The sequence below is a fragment of the Streptomyces sp. G-G2 genome (genome assembly GCF_030063135.1).
Taxonomy (GTDB): Bacteria; Actinomycetota; Actinomycetes; order Streptomycetales; family Streptomycetaceae; genus Streptomyces.
In genome coordinates this window covers 160,709-175,334 of the sequence record NZ_JASISO010000011.1, presented here as the reverse complement: position 1 = coordinate 175,334, position 14,626 = coordinate 160,709, and the positions used below count along the sequence as shown (strand labels likewise).

The window sequence follows — 14,626 nt, the reverse complement described above, 5'->3', positions numbered from 1 at the left end:
TCATTCAGCTCAGCCGCGAACGCCGGATCAACCTTCGCCTTCTCATACTCAGCGGCAACCTCGTCCACCGCGGCGACCAACGCCTCCGGAATGAACTTGCCACCGAAATCACCGAAATAGCCCTCGGTGTTCGGGACCACTCCCTCCGCGTCCGGGAAGAAGGAATTGGTGCTGGTCATGACGGGGTCTCCTCGGTGGTGTGCTCGGCGTTCTTCAGCTGCGCCACGAGCGCCGCCGGGTCCGGCGCGCGCATCAGCGTCTCGCCGACCAGGACCGCGTCCGCGCCGTCCGCGCGCAGGCGGCGGGCGTCCGCCGGGCCGCGTACGCCGCTCTCGGCGATCAGCACCCGGTCGGCCGGGACCTGCGGGCGCAGGCGGCCGGTGAGGCCGAGGTCCATGCGGAAGTCGCGCAGGTCGCGGTGGTTGACCCCGATGTTCACGGCGCCGAGGGCGAGCGCGGTGTGCGCCTGCGCCTCGCTGTGGACCTCCACCAGGACGTGCAGGCCGAGGCCGGTCGCGTACGTGTAGAGCTGGGCCAGCCGCTCCTCGGTCAGCGCGGCGACCACGAGCAGGACCGCGTCCGCGCCGAAGGCCCGGCCTTCGGCGATCTGGTACTCGTCGACGATGAAGTCCTTGCGCATGACGGGCAGGCCGACGGCCTCCCGTACGGTCGCCAGGTCCTCGGGACGGCCGCCGAAGCCCTCGGTGTGCGCGAGGACGGAGAGCGCGCAGGCGCCGCCCGCCGCGTAGGCGCGGGCCAGGTCGGCGGGCTGGTAGTCGTCGGTGAGCGGGCCCTTGAGCGGGCTGCGGGGCTTCAGCTCGGCGATGACGCCGAGGCCGGGAGCGCGCAGGGCCGCGCCGAAGTCCCGTACGGCGGGAGCCTGGGCGGCCCTGCGCTCGATCTCGGCGAGCGGGACCTCGGCGCGGCGGGCCCCGGTCTGGCGGTGCGCGGCCTCGATCAGCTCGGCCAGCAGGCCGCTGCGGCCGCCCGTCTCGGGCGTCGGCGTCGGCCTCCGCGCGGCCGTCGCGGCGGGTACCGGGGCGGGCGCGGGTACCGGGGTGGGCGCCGGGGCCGGGGTGGGCGCCGGGGCCGGGGTGGGCGCCGGGGCCGGGGTGGTGCGGGTCAACGTACGGCTCCTCGTGTCATGCGGCGGTGGCGTTGTCATGCGGCGGCCCGGACCGGCCGGAGCGCCGCTCCCGCGGCCGTCCAGGCGGCGAGCACGGCGGCGGCGCGGCCGCTGTCGATGGCTTCGGCGGCGCGGGCGATCCCCGTGTGCCAGTCCTCGCACCGCCCGGCCGCCCGCAGCGCGGCGGCCGTGTTGAGCAGCACGATCTCCCGGCGCGGGCCGGGTTCGCCGCCGAGGATCCGGCGTACGGTCCGTGCGTTCGCGACGGCGTCGCCGCCCCGCAGGTCCGCCAGGGTGGCGGGGGCGAGGCCCAGCTCGGCGGGGTCGAGCCGGTAGGAGGTGGTGCGGCCGTCGGCGAGTTCGACGACCCGCGACGGGGAGCAGGTGCTCAGCTCGTCCAGGCCGTCCTCCGCGCAGAACACCAGGGCGCGCTCGGTGCCGAGCCGGTGCAGGACCTCGGTCATGACCTCCAGCAGGGCCGGGTCGGAGACGCCGAGGGTCTGGTAGCGGGCGCCCGCCGGGTTGCAGAGCGGGCCGAGGACGTTGAAGACGGTCCGTACGCCCAGCTCGCGGCGGGGTCCGGCCGCGTGCCGGAAGGCGGGCTGGAAGACGGGCGCGAAGAGGAAGGTGATGCCCACCTCGGCCAGGCAGGCGGCCGCTTCCGCCGGGCCCGCGTCGATCCGTACGCCCAGGGCCTCCAGGACGTCGGCGCTGCCGCAGGCCGAGGAGGCGCTGCGGTTGCCGTGCTTGGCGACGGGAACTCCGCAGGCCGCCGCGACGATCGCGGCGGTGGTGGAGATGTTGAAGGTGTCGTGGCCGTCGCCGCCGGTACCGCAGGTGTCGAGGACCCGGCCGTCGCCGGTGAGGCGGGCGCCGAAGGAGCGGGCGGTGGCGACGAGCCCGACGATCTCCTCGACGTCGGCTCCGCGGGCGGACAGGGCCATGGCGAATCCGGCGATCTGGCCGGGGGTGGCCTCCCCGGCCAGTACCGCGGCCATGGCGCTGCCCGCCTCGTCGCGGGTGAGGCGGCGGCCCGCCGCCAGGGTGCGCAGGGCGTTCTTCACCGGGTGGCCTCCTGGAGCGTGCGGGCCGGGCCGGTGGTGGGGCGGGGGCCCGGGATCCCGGCCGTGAGCGGGATCGAGTCGACGAAGGTGGCGATGATCCGGTGGCCCTGCTCGGTGAGCACGGACTCCGGGTGGAACTGCACGCCGTACGTCGGGTGTTCGCGGTGGCGCAGGGCCATGACGGTGCCGTCCTGGGCCCAGGCGTGGGCGATCAGCTCGGGCGGCAGGCTCGCGGGGTCCACGGCCAGGGAGTGGTAGCGGGTGGCGGTGAACGGGTCCGGGAGGCCGGCCAGGACGCCCGTGCCGTCGTGCCGCACCCGGTCGGTCTTGCCGTGTACGGGCCCCACCCGGACCACGTCGGCGCCGAAGGCCTCGGCGATCGCCTGGTGGCCCAGGCAGACGCCGAGCAGCGGGAGCCGGCCGCTGAGCGCGCGGACGGCGGCGAGGCTGATGCCCGCCCGACCGGGGTTTCCGGGGCCGGGCGAGATCAGGACGGCGTCGTGGGCGGCCAGTTCGTCGAGGGTGACGCCGTCGTTGCGGTGGACGAGCGGCTCGGCGCCCGCCTCGGCCAGGTACTGGACGAGGTTGTAGGTGAAGGAGTCGTAGTTGTCGATGACCGCGATGCGCGGGGCGCGGCGGGCGCGGATGCCGGCGAGGTCGCTCATGCGGAGGCCTCCGCCCGTTCCACCGCGGCGAAGAGCGCCTGTGCCTTGTTGAGGGTCTCGCGGTACTCGGCGGCCGGGTCGGAGTCGGCGACCACCCCGGCCCCGGCCTGGACCCAGGCCCGCCCGTCGGCGATGACGAGGGTGCGCAGCGCGATGGCCGTGTCCAGGTCACCGCCGGTGCCGATGAAGCCGAGCGCACCGCCGTAGACGCCGCGCCGCTCTTCCTCCAGCTCGGCGATGATCTCCATGGCGCGGATCTTCGGGGCTCCGGACACGGTGCCCGCGGGGAAGGTGGAGCGCAGCGCGTCCAGCGGCGTACGGCCTTCGGCGAGGTCGCCGCTGACCGTGGACGACAGGTGCATGACGTGCGAGTAGCGCTCGACCTCCATGAGCCGGTCGACCCGGACGGTGCCGGGGGCGGCGATCCGGCCGATGTCGTTGCGGCCGAGGTCGACGAGCATGACGTGCTCCGCGCACTCCTTCTCGTCGGCGAGCAGTTCCGCCTCCAGGGCCGCGTCGGTGGCGGCGTCGGTGCCGCGCCAGCGGGTCCCGGCGAGCGGGCGGGTCTGCGCGCGGCCGTCCTCGACCTTGACGAGGAGCTCGGGCGAGGCGCCGATGACGTGCCGGCCGCCACCGAGGGAGAGGTGGAACATGTACGGCGACGGGTTGACGGCGCGCAGGTGCCGGTAGACGTCCAGGGGTTCGGCGGCCAGCGGCTTGCTGAACCGCTGGGAGAGCACGACCTGGAAGACGTCACCGGCCCGGATGTACTCGCGGGCGGTTTCGACCATGTCGAGGAAACGTTCCTCGGTGGTGTGGGCGCGCCAGGCGGAACGGTCCTGCTGGTCGGCCGTCCGCGTGCGGGCGAGCGGGCGGGCCAGCGGGCGGGCACCGCCCCGGCCGGGGCCGCCACCGTGCCCGGCGCCCCGGGCCGCGCCCTGGTCGGCGTACAGCCGCTCATGGGTCGCGGAGAGCCGGGCGACGGCGTCCTCGTACGTCTCGGCCGCCGTGTCGTGCAGGGTGGTGATCAGTACCCGGCGGGTGGCGTGGTCGAAGACGACCAGGTCATCGGCCTGGAAGAACACCGATTCGGGCATGTCCGGGCCGGGTCCGGGCGCGGCGGGCAGCCGCTCGAAGTGGCGGGCGCTCTCGTAGCCGAGGTAGCCCACGGCCCCGCCGTGGAAGGGCGGGAGTCCGGGCAGCCGGGCGACGTCGCGGTCGGCCAGCGGTTGCAGCGCGAGGAGCGGGTCCCCGTCGCCGAGCGGGAGGGAGCGGGTGCGGTGGGCGATGTACGAGTACCGCGCGACGGCGACGGTCGCGTCGGTCCCGATGACGCTCTCCAGCAGCAGGCCCGTCTCGTCGGGGCCGCAGAGCCTGGCGAAGGCCGTCACCGGTGTGAGGGTGTCGGAGAGCAGCTCGATGTAGAGCGGTACATAGGCGTGGCGGGCGGCCAGGGCCAGCGCGGCGGCGGAGTCGGGCACCACGCCCGCCCGCAGGTCGGCGGCCCACAGGCCGGCGACCTCGTCGACGGGAGCGGTCACGCGGTGGCCTCCGTTCCCGGCAGCGGGTCCACGGCGCGGTCCACGGCGGCCTCGGCCAGGTCGAGGATCCGCGCGCAGGCGGCCTCGTCCGGTCCGACGGCGACCAGCGCGGCGAGCCGCGGGATGGCCTGGCGGGGCGGGAGCAGCAGGGTGTCCCCGGGACCGGCGAGCACGGCGGTGTGCGCGATGCCGGACACGGCCGCGGCGGCGGTGAGGTCGAGCGGACGGGCCAGGCCGTCGCCGGCCGCGTAGACGAAGCGGACCTCGGCGGTGTTCGCGCGCGTCGGGGTCAGGTCGGGGAGCCTGCCGAACGCCAGCTCGGCGGCGGCGGCCACCAGGTCGATTCCGCTGGCCAGGGCGCTGATGAAGGGGATCAGGTCGCCGCCGAGGCGGGCGTTGAGTTCGATCAGCCGCGGCCCGCGGGAGGTGAGGCGCACCTCGGCGTGCGTGACGCCGGTGGTGACGCCGAGCACCCGGTGCACGCCGGTGACCAGTTCGCGGACCTCGTCCGCCCAGGGCTCGCCGTCCGCGGTGGCGACGAGGTGGCCGACCTCCTCGAAGTACGGTGCGAAGCCGAGCCGCTTCCGCGCGATGTGGACGATGTGCACGTCGCCCTCGTGGACGGCGCTGTCGATGCTGATCTCGGGGCCGTCGAGGTACTCCTCGACGAGGACGCCGTGGCCGGTGGGCAGCGTGGCGAAGGCGGCGCCGTCGGCGAGGGCGAAGGCCGCCCGTACCTGGCTCTCGTCGTCGGCGCGGGTGACGCCGATGCTGCCGGCGAGGGCGCGCGGCTTGAGGACCACCGGATAGCCGAACTCGGCTGCTGCCAGGGCCGCTTCCTCCGCCGTGGTGACGAGCCGGTGGCGCACCGCGGCGAGACCCGCCTCGGCGAGCAGCGTGCGGGTCGCGTACTTGTCGCGGCAGCGGCTCGCGGCCTCGGCGGACAGGTGCGGCAGCCCGAGCTTGGCGGCGGCCGCGGCGGTCGCCTCGACCGCCGTCTCGTCCCAGGTCAGCACCGCGGCGGAGGCGATGTCCGGGCCCGCCAGGGCGAGTACGGCATCGGCGATCGCGACCGGATCGGACAGGTCGGCGACGGCGTACGAGTCGAGGTACCCGCGCTGCCAGTCCGGCTCGGCGGAGAGGACCGCGGAGAGGGTGTAGCGGGCGTGCAGGGACTCGAAGGAGTACGCGCGGTACGGGCGCCCGCCACTGCCGACCACGATCAGCCGCGGCGCGGCGCAGGCGGGGGCAGAGGCGGCTACGGACCCGCGCGGGGGCGGGGGCGGAGAGTGCGAGGTCATGGCCGCGCCCCTCAGACCTGCGCCGGGACGGGCACGTCGAGCGGCGCCAGCAGCTCGGCCAGCTCGTCGAGTACGCCGTCCAGCTCGGCCGCGAGGGCGGCCGGGGCGCGGAAGACGGACCGGTCGGCGGGGTCGGTCAGCTCGCCGACGTTGGGAACGGACAGACTGCGCCCGGCGGCGCGGAAGCCGACCCGGGTGAGGATCGGGCGCAGCATCTCCACGGCCGGGACGCCGCCCGAGGGGCCCGCGGTGTAGCTGAGGAGGGCGACGGGCTTGTCCTGCCACTCCTGGTAGAGGAAGTCGATGGCGTTCTTCAGGGGCGCGGTGAAGGCGCCGTTGTACATGGGCATCACGAAGACGTAGGCGTCGCCGCGGGAGACCGTGGCGCTCCAGTCCTTGGTGTGCTGGTGGACGTACTCGCCGGTGGACGGGTGCTCGGGCTCGTCGAAGAACGGCAGGCCGGCCTCGGCGAGGTCGACGGTCTCGATCTCGAAGCCGCCGTGGCGGCGGGCTTCGGCGGCGGCCCAGGCGGCGACGGCGGGGCCGACACGGCCGGGGCGGGTGCTCGCGATGACGATCTGCAGGCGGGGCATGTGGGTTCTCCCTGGTGGACGGTCCGGTGGTCACCGCGGATCGTCCGGAGGGGCGTGGGCCCCTGCAGTGATCTGTAGGTAAGCAGCCGTCGGGGCCCCGCGCAACCGGATCGGACCGCCGGAGCCGACCCTTCGACCGGTTCTGTCCTGTTCCGGGCGCCCGGAGCCCCCTGGCGCATACACGACAGCCGTAAACGCGCAGCCCGGGACGCGGCCCCGGCCGACGCCGCCGCTGCCACAGTGAAGGCACGTCACCGCGGATCAACCCCCGCTTCCCGCTTTTCCCCGGGCCGCTCTCTTCGGGCCCCGCGCCGGACCGCCCCGAAGGCCGCGTTCGGATTCCTCATCCGGGCTTTCGGATTCTCCGCGTTCCCCGCACTCGCCGGCTTCCCCCCACCGACCGGCTTTCCCCCACCCCCCCACACATTCCCCGCTTTCCCGCGCTCCCGTGTTCTTCGCGCCCACATTTCGCATTCCCCGTATTCACCGTCTTCACAGCATTCCGCGCCGCCGCGCCTTCGGCGGCTTCCCCTTCGTGCCGTGATCCGGCATGCCCAGATCCGGCAGAAATGGAGACCGCCCATGGAGAATTCCGTCACCGGCCGCTACGTCGAGGAGACCCGGCGCCCGGGCAGCGAGCTGCGTACGCTCACCACGCGCACCGCCGTCCCGGCCGCCTACGACAAGGCCTACGGCCACGTCCTGCTGCCCCGCCCCGTCTTCGTCCCGGAGCGGGAGATCAGCGCCTTCTCCGACGACCTCGCCGCGATCTTCCGCATCCTCGTCTCGCTGCCGGAACGCTGCTACGACGGCGACCTCGACCGCTACTGCGCGGCCATCGGGCTCCCGCCCGAGCTGTCCGAGGTGATGCGCGAGGGCGCCACCGGCGATCCGCTGCTCTACGCCCGTGCCGACGCCTTCCACGACGGCGCCGGCTTCCGCCTGCTGGAACTGAACGTCGGCAGCGAACTGGGCGGCATCGACAGCGCCCAGCTGAACCGCGCCTTCCTCGAAGTCCCCGCCTTCCGCGCCTTCGCCGAACGCAACCGGCTCGGCCACACCGACACCATGGCGCACCTGGCCGCCGCACTGCGCGCGGCGTCGGCCGCCCGTACCGGCGCGGCGTCGGCGACGACCAGCGACATCGCCGTGGCCCTGCTGGAGGCCCCCGGCGCGCTCGGCGAGCACGACGTCGTCTTCCTCTCCATCCAGGAGGACCTGCGCGGCCACGGCATCGACCTCCAGCTCGGCGAGATCCAGGAGCTGACCGAGGCCCCGGACGGCAGGCTCGCCCTGCGCGGCCGCCCGCTCGACGTGATCCTGCGGTTCTTCGCCGCGGGCCAGATCGCCGGCGACCCGGCCGCCCGGGCCGCGCTGACCCGGGTCAACCGCGCCCACGCGGACGGCCGCACCGCCCTGTTCACCCCGCTCGAAGGGGCCCTGTTCACCAGCAAGGCCGCGCTCGGCCTGCTGCACCGCCCGGCCGTCCGCGCCGCGCTGAGCGGGTCCGAGCTGGAGCTGATCGACCGGGTGCTGCCGCGGACCTGGGTGCTGGGGGCCGAGGGCTGCGAAGACGCCCTTGAGTACGCCCGTACGCACCGCGCCTCGCTCGTGCTCAAGCCCGGCATCGGATACAGCGCCGACGGCGTGGTGATCGGCCGGGACGTCGGCGACGAGGAATGGGCCGCGGCCCTGGCGGCGACCGCCCTGCGCGACTACGTGGCGCAGGAGCTGGTCGTACCGGCCCTGGAGCCCGCGCTCGACCCGGACAGCGGGCTGACCGGGGAATGGGTCGCGAACTGGGGAATCTTCGTCACCCCGCAGGGATTCGGCGGCGCTTTCGTACGGGCCCTCAAGCCGGAGGACGGATCCGTCATCACCTATGCGAATCCCGGCACCCGCGGCACCTGCGTATTCACCCACCCGGAAGACGAGGAGAAGCAGATATGAGCCCGGATATGAGCGCGGACACTCGCGCGGACACTCGCGCGGATATGAGCACTGACATGAGCGCGCATACGGGCCCGGACACCAGCCCGCACATCGTCGTCGTCAACCGTTGGCGCGAGCGGTACGCGGAATTCACCCGCTACGTCGACCATTCCACGCACCGCGTCAGTTACGTGAGCACCGCGGTCGGCACCGGTTCCGTGCCCCCCGAGGCCCACGAGGTCGTCCTGGTCCCCGCGACCGACGACCTGGAGCGGGTCCGCGCCGAGGTGCGCGCCCTGGCCGCCCGGCACGGCGCACCCAGCGCGATCGTCGCCCTCAAGGAGGACGACCTGCTCGTCGGGGCCGCGCTGCGCGAGGAGTGGGACGTACCCGGTCCGCGCCAGGCCTCGCAGATCGTCTTCCGCGACAAGTACGTGATGTGCCGCGCGGTGGCCGACGCGGGCCTGGACGTACCGGAGTTCGCCGCCGCCACCGACGGCGCCGCCGTCCTCGCCTTCGGCGACGACACGGGCTGGCCCGTCATCGTCAAGCCGCGCACCGGCAGCTCCAGCTCCGGCGTCGTCCGGGTGGACCGCCCCGAACAGGTCGCCGAGCTGGACCTGGACAGCGAGCCGATGCTGGTGCAGGCCTTCGTGGCCGCCCCGATCTCCCACGTGGACGGGGTCTTCGACGGCGAACGGCTGCTCGCCTGGCGGGCCTCCCGCTACCTCAACACCTGCCTGGGCTTCCGCGACGGGAACCACCTCGGCTCCGTCGAGATCGACGACCCCGAGGTCAACGCGGCCGTCGAGCGGGCCGCCACCGCCTTCCTCGGCGCGCTCTCCCCCGGCCGCGCCACCGTCTTCCACCTCGAAGTCTTCATCGACCGCGACGAGGACGGCCGCCCCCACTGCCGCTTCCTGGAGTGCGGCGCCCGCGTCGGCGGCGCCGAGATCGCCTTCCTCTGGCGCGAGGTGCACGGCTACGACCTGATGCACGCCGCCTGGCAGCTCCAGCTGGACCTCCCGCTGCCGCCGGTCCCGGTGTCCGCCGCCGCTCCGCACGCCGCCGACGAGGTGGCCGGCTGGATGCTCGTGCCCGCCCCGGCCGAACGGCCCTGCCGCATCACGGAGTCGACCTCCATGACCGGCCGCGCCATCGGACCGTACGCCGAGGTCGTGCTGCACCCGGGCGAGGTACTGCCCGACGCGGACGCCTACTACGAGCACGTCGGCGGCCGCTTCCGCTTCCGCGCCGCGACCGGCGCCGCCGCCGAGGCCGCCATCACCGCCACCGCCAAGGACTTCCGGGTGCGCGCCGAGCCGCTCGCCCTGTCCACCACCACCGTCTGACAGGAGCATCGTGGCCAAGGACTATTCGGTTCCCGTACTCGACGGAGAAGGGGACAACGACTACACGCGCTACATGCGGACCGACACGCTGCTGTCGCTCCAGCGCCGCCCCGAGGACATGGTCCACCGGGACGAGATGCTGTTCCAGGTCGTCCACCAGTCGACCGAGCTGTGGCTCAAGCTCGCCTGCTACGAGGTCGAGGAGGCCACCCGGCAGATCGACGCGGGGCAGCTGGACACCGCCGCCCGACTGCTGGGCCGGGCCTCGCTGAGCGCGCGGATGACCGCCGACCAGCTGGAGATGATGCGGCAGCTGGCCCCCTGGGACTTCCAGATCATCCGGACGATCCTCGGACACGGTTCGGGCTTCGAGTCCCCGGGCTGGAAGGCCGCCCGGCTGGTCAGCCTGGACCTGGAGAAGGCGTTCCGGCGGCTGACCGAGGCCCGCGGCACCGACCTCGTCGAGGTCTACCGCAGCGGCCAGGACACCCCGGAGTACCGGCTGTGCGAGGCCCTCATCGACTGGGACGAGCGCATCTCGCTGTGGCGCACCCAGCACTACAAGATGGCCACCCGGGTCATCGGCCACTCCGTGGTCGGCACCAAGGGCGCGCCGGTGGAGTTCCTGGCCAAGCTGATCGGGCACAAGTTCTTCCCGCAGCTGTGGGAGCTGCGCACCGAGCTGACCCTGAGCGGTCCGATGGGCGGGGACGAACCGGCCCCCGAGTACGCCGAGTACCTGGAGGGCGTCGCGAAGCCGGTCTGCCCGATGGGCGCCGGCCCCGCGACCGCACCCGGCACCGCCACCGCACCGCCCGCCGGGGCGAGCCCGGCATGAGCGGCCCCGCCGAGGCGCCCGCACCCGCACCCGCCGTCACGGCCGCCGCCTTCCGCCGTGCCTTCCCGATGCTGGAGCGGACGGTCCACCTGGCCAGCTGCAGCCTCGGCGCCCGGTCCGACGCGGTCGACGGGTCCCTGGCACGGATGCAGGAGGCCATCGGCGCCCACGGGGCGCCCTGGGACCGGTTCGAACGGGAGATCCACGAGGCCCGGGAGAACTTCGCCTCCCTGGTCGGCGCGGCCCCGGACCAGATCGCGGTCCTGCCCAACGCCTCCGTCGGCGCCTACCAGGTGGTCTCCACCCTGTCCCTGGAAACGCCCCGGACCGAGATCGTCACCACGGTCGAGGAGTTCCCCTCCATCGCGCACGTCTGGCTCGCCCAGCGGCCGCGCGGCGCCCGGGTCGTCTTCACCGGGGACCGGGACGCCGGGCGGATCAGGACGGCCGACTACACGGCCGTCCTCGGCTCAGGGACCGCCCTGCTCTCGGTCCCGATGTCCACCTACCAGTACGCCGAGCGGCCCCCGGTCGCGGAGATCGTCGAGGCCGGCCGGGAGGCCGGAGCGCTGACCTTCGTCGACGCCTATCAGGCCGTGGGCGTGATGCCGGTGGACGTCGCCGAGATCGGCTGCGACTACCTGGTCGCGGGCACGATGAAGTACCTCGCCGGACTGCCCGGCCTGGCCTTCCTCTACGCCCGCGCCGGTCTGGCCACCGACCGGGACCCGCAGCTCACCGGCTGGTTCGGGCGGGTCGAGCCGATGGCCTTCGACCCGCTGCGGCTCGACTTCCCGGCCGTCGCCCGCCGCTTCGAGACCGGCACGCCGGCCGTGCCCGCCGTCTACGCCGCGAACGCCGCCTTCGGCCTGTTCGACGGGGTCGACTGGGCCGACGTACGACGCCACGTCGGCGCGCTGATCGAGCTCGCCGCACGGACCCTGACCGCCCAGGGCGAACGGGTCCGCCGGGCCGAGACCCCCGAACTCCAGGGCGCCCACCTCGGCTTGTACGACGCCGACCCGCGCTCCCTCGCCGGGTGGCTGGCCGCCCGGGGCATCGCGGTCAGCCCGCGCGGCCCCGTCGTGCGCCTGTCCTTCCACTACTACAACTCCGCGGCCGACGTGGAGGCCCTCTGCCAGGCCATGCGCGCCTTCCGCGCGCTGACCGGGCCCGCCCTTACCGTCCCCGTCCCGCTCCCGAAGGTGAGACCCCCAGCGTGAAAGAGCTGACCGACTGGCTGGCCGATCCCGTACCCAGCCGGTTCCCCTACCCCGCCGTGCTCCAGGAGTTCCACCTCGTCGGCAAGCACTTCGTCGGCGACCCGACCCTGAAGTCGCTGGCCCTGGCCCGGGAACGGCTCGCCCCGCAGGCGCCCTCGGGCGCCGACGCGGCCGAGCGGCTGCTCCTGGACCGGTTCCTGGACACCGCGCTGGACAAGTGGGACGGGCGCTACGACTACCCGACGTACACCTCCCTCGGTGTGCTGGGCCTGCCCACCGCCGACGACGGCCCGGAGGCCGCCGCGGCGGCCCGGGTGACCCGGGACCGGCTGACCGTGCAGCTCCTCGCCGACCTGCTGCGCTTCGAGCTGGCCGCCGCGGAGGGCCGCACCGGATGGCTGCCGCAGATGCGGCCCGACGCCCGGATGGTGGAGAAGCGCCACCGGCTCGCCGTCCGCGTGGCCCGGCCCGCGCTGGTCCGGCTCGGCCTCGGGGACCGGATCACCGCCGCCGACCCGGCCGGGCAGGCCGCCCAGCTGTGGGAGCTGACCGACGGCGAACTGCTGGACGGGCACGAGCGCCAGGTGCTGCGACTGAGCATGCTGCCGGTCTACATATCGCACGACGAGCACATGTTCATCCGGGTGCTCCAGACCTTCGAGACGACGTTCGCGCTGCTGGCGCTGAGCATCCGTACGGCCATCGGCCACCTCGACGGCGCCCGCACCGAGGCGGCGGCGGCCCACCTGGCGGTCGCCGAGAGCGCGCTCGCCGAATCGGCCCCGCTGTTCTCGCTCCTCGCGACGATGCAGGTCGAGTCGTTCCGGGTGTTCCGCGACTTCACCGAGGGCGCCAGCGCCATCCAGTCCCGCAACTACAAGCTGGTCGAGTCGCTGTGCCGGGTCCCGGACCAGGACCGGCTCGACTCCCCCGCCTACCGATCCACCCCCGAGGTGCGCGAGCGGATCCTGGCGGGCCAGCAGACCCTCGACGAGGCCTGCGCCGCCGCCCACGGCGATCCTCGCTTCACGGCCGCCGACCGCGAGCTGCTGACCGCCTCGATGCTCGGCTTCGCCGGGGCGCTGCGCCGCTGGCGCCAGACCCACTACCGGATCGCCGTGCGGATGCTCGGCACCCGCTCGGGCACCGGGGCCACCGAGGGCACGCCGTACCTCAGTTCCGTACGCAAGATCCCGGTCTTCCGCAGCGTCGCGGAGGAGCCGGACACCGACGGCGCCACCGGCAGCGGCGCCGACGGCAGCACCGACACCCGCACCGACACCCCCACCGGCCTCCCGAACGAAGGCGGAGCAGCAGCATGAACAGCGACCAGATCCCCGTAGGCATCGTCGGTGCCGGCCCCGTCGGCATGGCCCTCGCCGCCCGCCTGGCCTCCTTCGGCATCCCCTCCGTCCTCTTCGAGCGCGACCCCGAGCTGCGCAAGCAGGGCTCCAAGGCCTGCCTGATCCAGGGCGACGTCCTGGAGGTGCTCGACAAGTTCGGCTGCGCCGAGACCATCGGCGCCGAGGGCGTCACCTGGACCACCGCCCGTACCTACGTGCGCGGCAAGGAGATCCGCGCCGCCGAGTACACCCGCCGGATCGGCTACGGCCCGTTCGTCAACATCTCGCAGTTCCGCATCGAACAGCTGCTGCTGGAGAAGATCGAGTCCGAGCCGCTCGCCGAGGTGCGCTGGGCGCACGAGATCACCGACGCCGTGCAGGACGACGACGGGGTCACCGTCACCGCCGACACCCCGGACGGCCCGCGCGCCTACACCTGCCGCTACCTCGTCGCGTGCGACGGCGTACGCAGCCCCATGCGGGCGCTCACCGGCGTCGCCTGGACCGGCTACAGCCACCAGGACCGCTTCCTGATCACGGACCTGAAGGTGAAGCTGCCGCTCGCCAAGGAGCGCCACTTCCACTACGACCCGCCGTTCAACCCGGGCCGCCAGCTGGTCATGCACCCGCAGCCGAACGACATCTGGCGCATCGACTGGCAGCTCGCCCCCCACACCGACATCGAGGCGGAGCGCGCCGACGGCCGCTTCGACCAGCGGGTGCGCGCGGTCATCGGCGACGTGGACTACGAGATCGACTGGCTGTCCACCTACCGCTTCCACCAGCGCGTGGTGGAGAACTTCCGGATCGGCCGGATCTTCTTCGCGGGCGACTCCGCCCACTCACTGCCGCCGTACGGCTCCCGGGGCATGAACAGCGGCATCCAGGACGCCGACAACCTCGCCTGGAAGCTGGCCCTCGTCCTGCGGGGCCACGCCGAGGACGCCCTCCTCGACACCTACCACGACGAGCGCTACGCCGCCGCGAAGGAGAACCTGGCCGTCACCGAGGCGACGATCAAGTTCATGGTGCCGCCGAACCTGCTGCGCCGCACGGTCCGCAAGGTGCTGCTGACCCTCTCCCAGCCCTTCCAGGGCGCCCGCGACAAGGTCAACAGCGGCAAGATGGCCGAGCCGCACACCTACGTCGACTCCCCCGTCGTCGAGTCCGCCCAGCGCCACCCGCTCCTCGGCGCCTTCGCCCCGGACGCGCGGATCTCCGCCCCCGGCGCGGCCCGCCTGCGCGAGCTGTACGGCGCCGGGTTCACCGGCCTCTACTTCGCCCCGGACCGGGAGACCGCCCGCGCCTTCGCCGAGCGCGCGCTCGCCGACACCCGCGGCCTGGACGCCGACCTGATCGTGGTCCTGCGCGAGGGCGAACTGGCCGTACCGGCCGCCGGCCCGGCCGACGGCATGCCCGCGGGCGTGACCGTACTGCGCGACCGCGACAACGTGCTGCGGGCCGCCTACCAGGCCACCGAGGGCACCTGCCTGATCGTCCGCCCCGACGGCCACCTCGGCGCCCTGGCCGACGCCGACCACCCGGAGCGCTACGGCGACACGCTCGCCCGCTGCGCGCTGGCCACGGCGGCCGCCGCCGAGGACACCCCGGCGGCCGACACCCGGATCCCCGTCGGCGTCTGATCCGG

Annotated in this window: 12 protein-coding genes and 1 pseudogene; 6 read left to right on the top strand and 7 right to left on the bottom strand. The window is 74.0% G+C overall.

Annotation, left to right across the window (positions count from 1 at the left end; genetic code table 11):
- The 7 genes and pseudogenes from QMF80_RS12060 to QMF80_RS12030 form a co-directional block, all read right to left on the bottom strand.
- Positions 1 to 179: pseudogene (locus tag QMF80_RS12060) on the bottom strand (tryptophan synthase subunit beta); the annotation flags it as partial.
- The gene (gene trpC / locus QMF80_RS12055) at positions 176 to 1,126 is read right to left on the bottom strand and encodes an indole-3-glycerol phosphate synthase TrpC (RefSeq protein WP_283452438.1); all 951 of its coding nucleotides are present in this window, start codon (positions 1,124 to 1,126) and stop codon (positions 176 to 178) included. The pseudogene QMF80_RS12060 and the gene trpC, both read right to left, overlap by 4 nt.
- A 35-nt stretch (positions 1,127 to 1,161) precedes the next feature.
- Positions 1,162 to 2,190 carry an anthranilate phosphoribosyltransferase gene (gene trpD, locus QMF80_RS12050; protein WP_283452437.1) on the bottom strand — a complete coding sequence of 343 codons (1,029 nt, stop codon included), beginning with the start codon at positions 2,188 to 2,190 and terminating at the stop codon, positions 1,162 to 1,164.
- Entirely contained in the window at positions 2,187 to 2,855 is a 669-nt protein-coding gene (locus QMF80_RS12045; RefSeq protein ID WP_283452436.1) for an anthranilate synthase component II, read from the bottom strand. Before QMF80_RS12045 ends, trpD begins: the two co-directional genes overlap by 4 nt.
- Positions 2,852 to 4,396, bottom strand: coding sequence for an anthranilate synthase component I family protein (locus tag QMF80_RS12040; protein WP_283452435.1), 1,545 nt, complete (start codon positions 4,394 to 4,396; stop codon positions 2,852 to 2,854). Before QMF80_RS12040 ends, QMF80_RS12045 begins: the two co-directional genes overlap by 4 nt.
- Positions 4,393 to 5,697: an ATP-grasp domain-containing protein gene (locus QMF80_RS12035; RefSeq protein ID WP_283452434.1), complete on the bottom strand. Its 1,305-nt coding sequence runs from the start codon at positions 5,695 to 5,697 to the stop codon at positions 4,393 to 4,395. Before QMF80_RS12035 ends, QMF80_RS12040 begins: the two co-directional genes overlap by 4 nt.
- Before the next feature lie 11 nt (positions 5,698 to 5,708).
- Complete coding sequence (locus QMF80_RS12030; protein ID WP_283452433.1) at positions 5,709 to 6,290, bottom strand: NADPH-dependent FMN reductase; 582 nt, start codon at positions 6,288 to 6,290, stop codon at positions 5,709 to 5,711.
- 582 nt (positions 6,291 to 6,872) lie between these two features.
- Here QMF80_RS12030 and QMF80_RS12025 point away from each other — a divergent pair.
- From QMF80_RS12025 to QMF80_RS12000, 6 genes are read left to right on the top strand one after another with little or no spacing between them, the layout of a single operon-like run.
- On the top strand, positions 6,873 to 8,240 hold the full coding sequence (locus tag QMF80_RS12025) for a hypothetical protein (RefSeq protein WP_283452432.1): 1,368 nt from the start codon (positions 6,873 to 6,875) through the stop codon (positions 8,238 to 8,240).
- Positions 8,241 to 8,296: 56 nt separating this feature from the next.
- Complete coding sequence (locus tag QMF80_RS12020; protein WP_283452431.1) at positions 8,297 to 9,574, top strand: ATP-grasp domain-containing protein; 1,278 nt, start codon at positions 8,297 to 8,299, stop codon at positions 9,572 to 9,574.
- Between the two features lie 10 nt (positions 9,575 to 9,584).
- Positions 9,585 to 10,412 (top strand): tryptophan 2,3-dioxygenase family protein, encoded by an 828-nt coding sequence (locus QMF80_RS12015; protein WP_283452430.1) that lies wholly within the window; start codon positions 9,585 to 9,587, stop codon positions 10,410 to 10,412.
- Positions 10,409 to 11,635: an aminotransferase class V-fold PLP-dependent enzyme gene (locus QMF80_RS12010; protein ID WP_283452429.1), complete on the top strand. Its 1,227-nt coding sequence runs from the start codon at positions 10,409 to 10,411 to the stop codon at positions 11,633 to 11,635. Before QMF80_RS12015 ends, QMF80_RS12010 begins: the two co-directional genes overlap by 4 nt.
- Positions 11,632 to 12,957 (top strand): tryptophan 2,3-dioxygenase, encoded by a 1,326-nt coding sequence (locus QMF80_RS12005; protein ID WP_283452428.1) that lies wholly within the window; start codon positions 11,632 to 11,634, stop codon positions 12,955 to 12,957. The genes QMF80_RS12010 and QMF80_RS12005 overlap by 4 nt, the downstream gene beginning before the upstream one ends.
- Positions 12,954 to 14,621 carry an FAD-dependent monooxygenase gene (locus tag QMF80_RS12000; protein ID WP_283452427.1) on the top strand — a complete coding sequence of 556 codons (1,668 nt, stop codon included), beginning with the start codon at positions 12,954 to 12,956 and terminating at the stop codon, positions 14,619 to 14,621. The genes QMF80_RS12005 and QMF80_RS12000 overlap by 4 nt, the downstream gene beginning before the upstream one ends.
- Positions 14,622 to 14,626 lie beyond the last annotated feature (5 nt).

Coding starts and splice junctions, on each gene's coding strand:
- QMF80_RS12045 (WP_283452436.1), bottom strand. CDS start 2,855: ATGAGCGACCTCGCCGGCATCCGCGCCCGCCGCGCCCCGCGCATCGCG.
- QMF80_RS12035 (WP_283452434.1), bottom strand. CDS start 5,697: ATGACCTCGCACTCTCCGCCCCCGCCCCCGCGCGGGTCCGTAGCCGCC.
- QMF80_RS12030 (WP_283452433.1), bottom strand. CDS start 6,290: ATGCCCCGCCTGCAGATCGTCATCGCGAGCACCCGCCCCGGCCGTGTC.
- QMF80_RS12025 (WP_283452432.1), top strand. CDS start 6,873: ATGGAGAATTCCGTCACCGGCCGCTACGTCGAGGAGACCCGGCGCCCG.
- QMF80_RS12020 (WP_283452431.1), top strand. CDS start 8,297: ATGAGCGCGCATACGGGCCCGGACACCAGCCCGCACATCGTCGTCGTC.
- QMF80_RS12010 (WP_283452429.1), top strand. CDS start 10,409: ATGAGCGGCCCCGCCGAGGCGCCCGCACCCGCACCCGCCGTCACGGCC.
- QMF80_RS12000 (WP_283452427.1), top strand. CDS start 12,954: ATGAACAGCGACCAGATCCCCGTAGGCATCGTCGGTGCCGGCCCCGTC.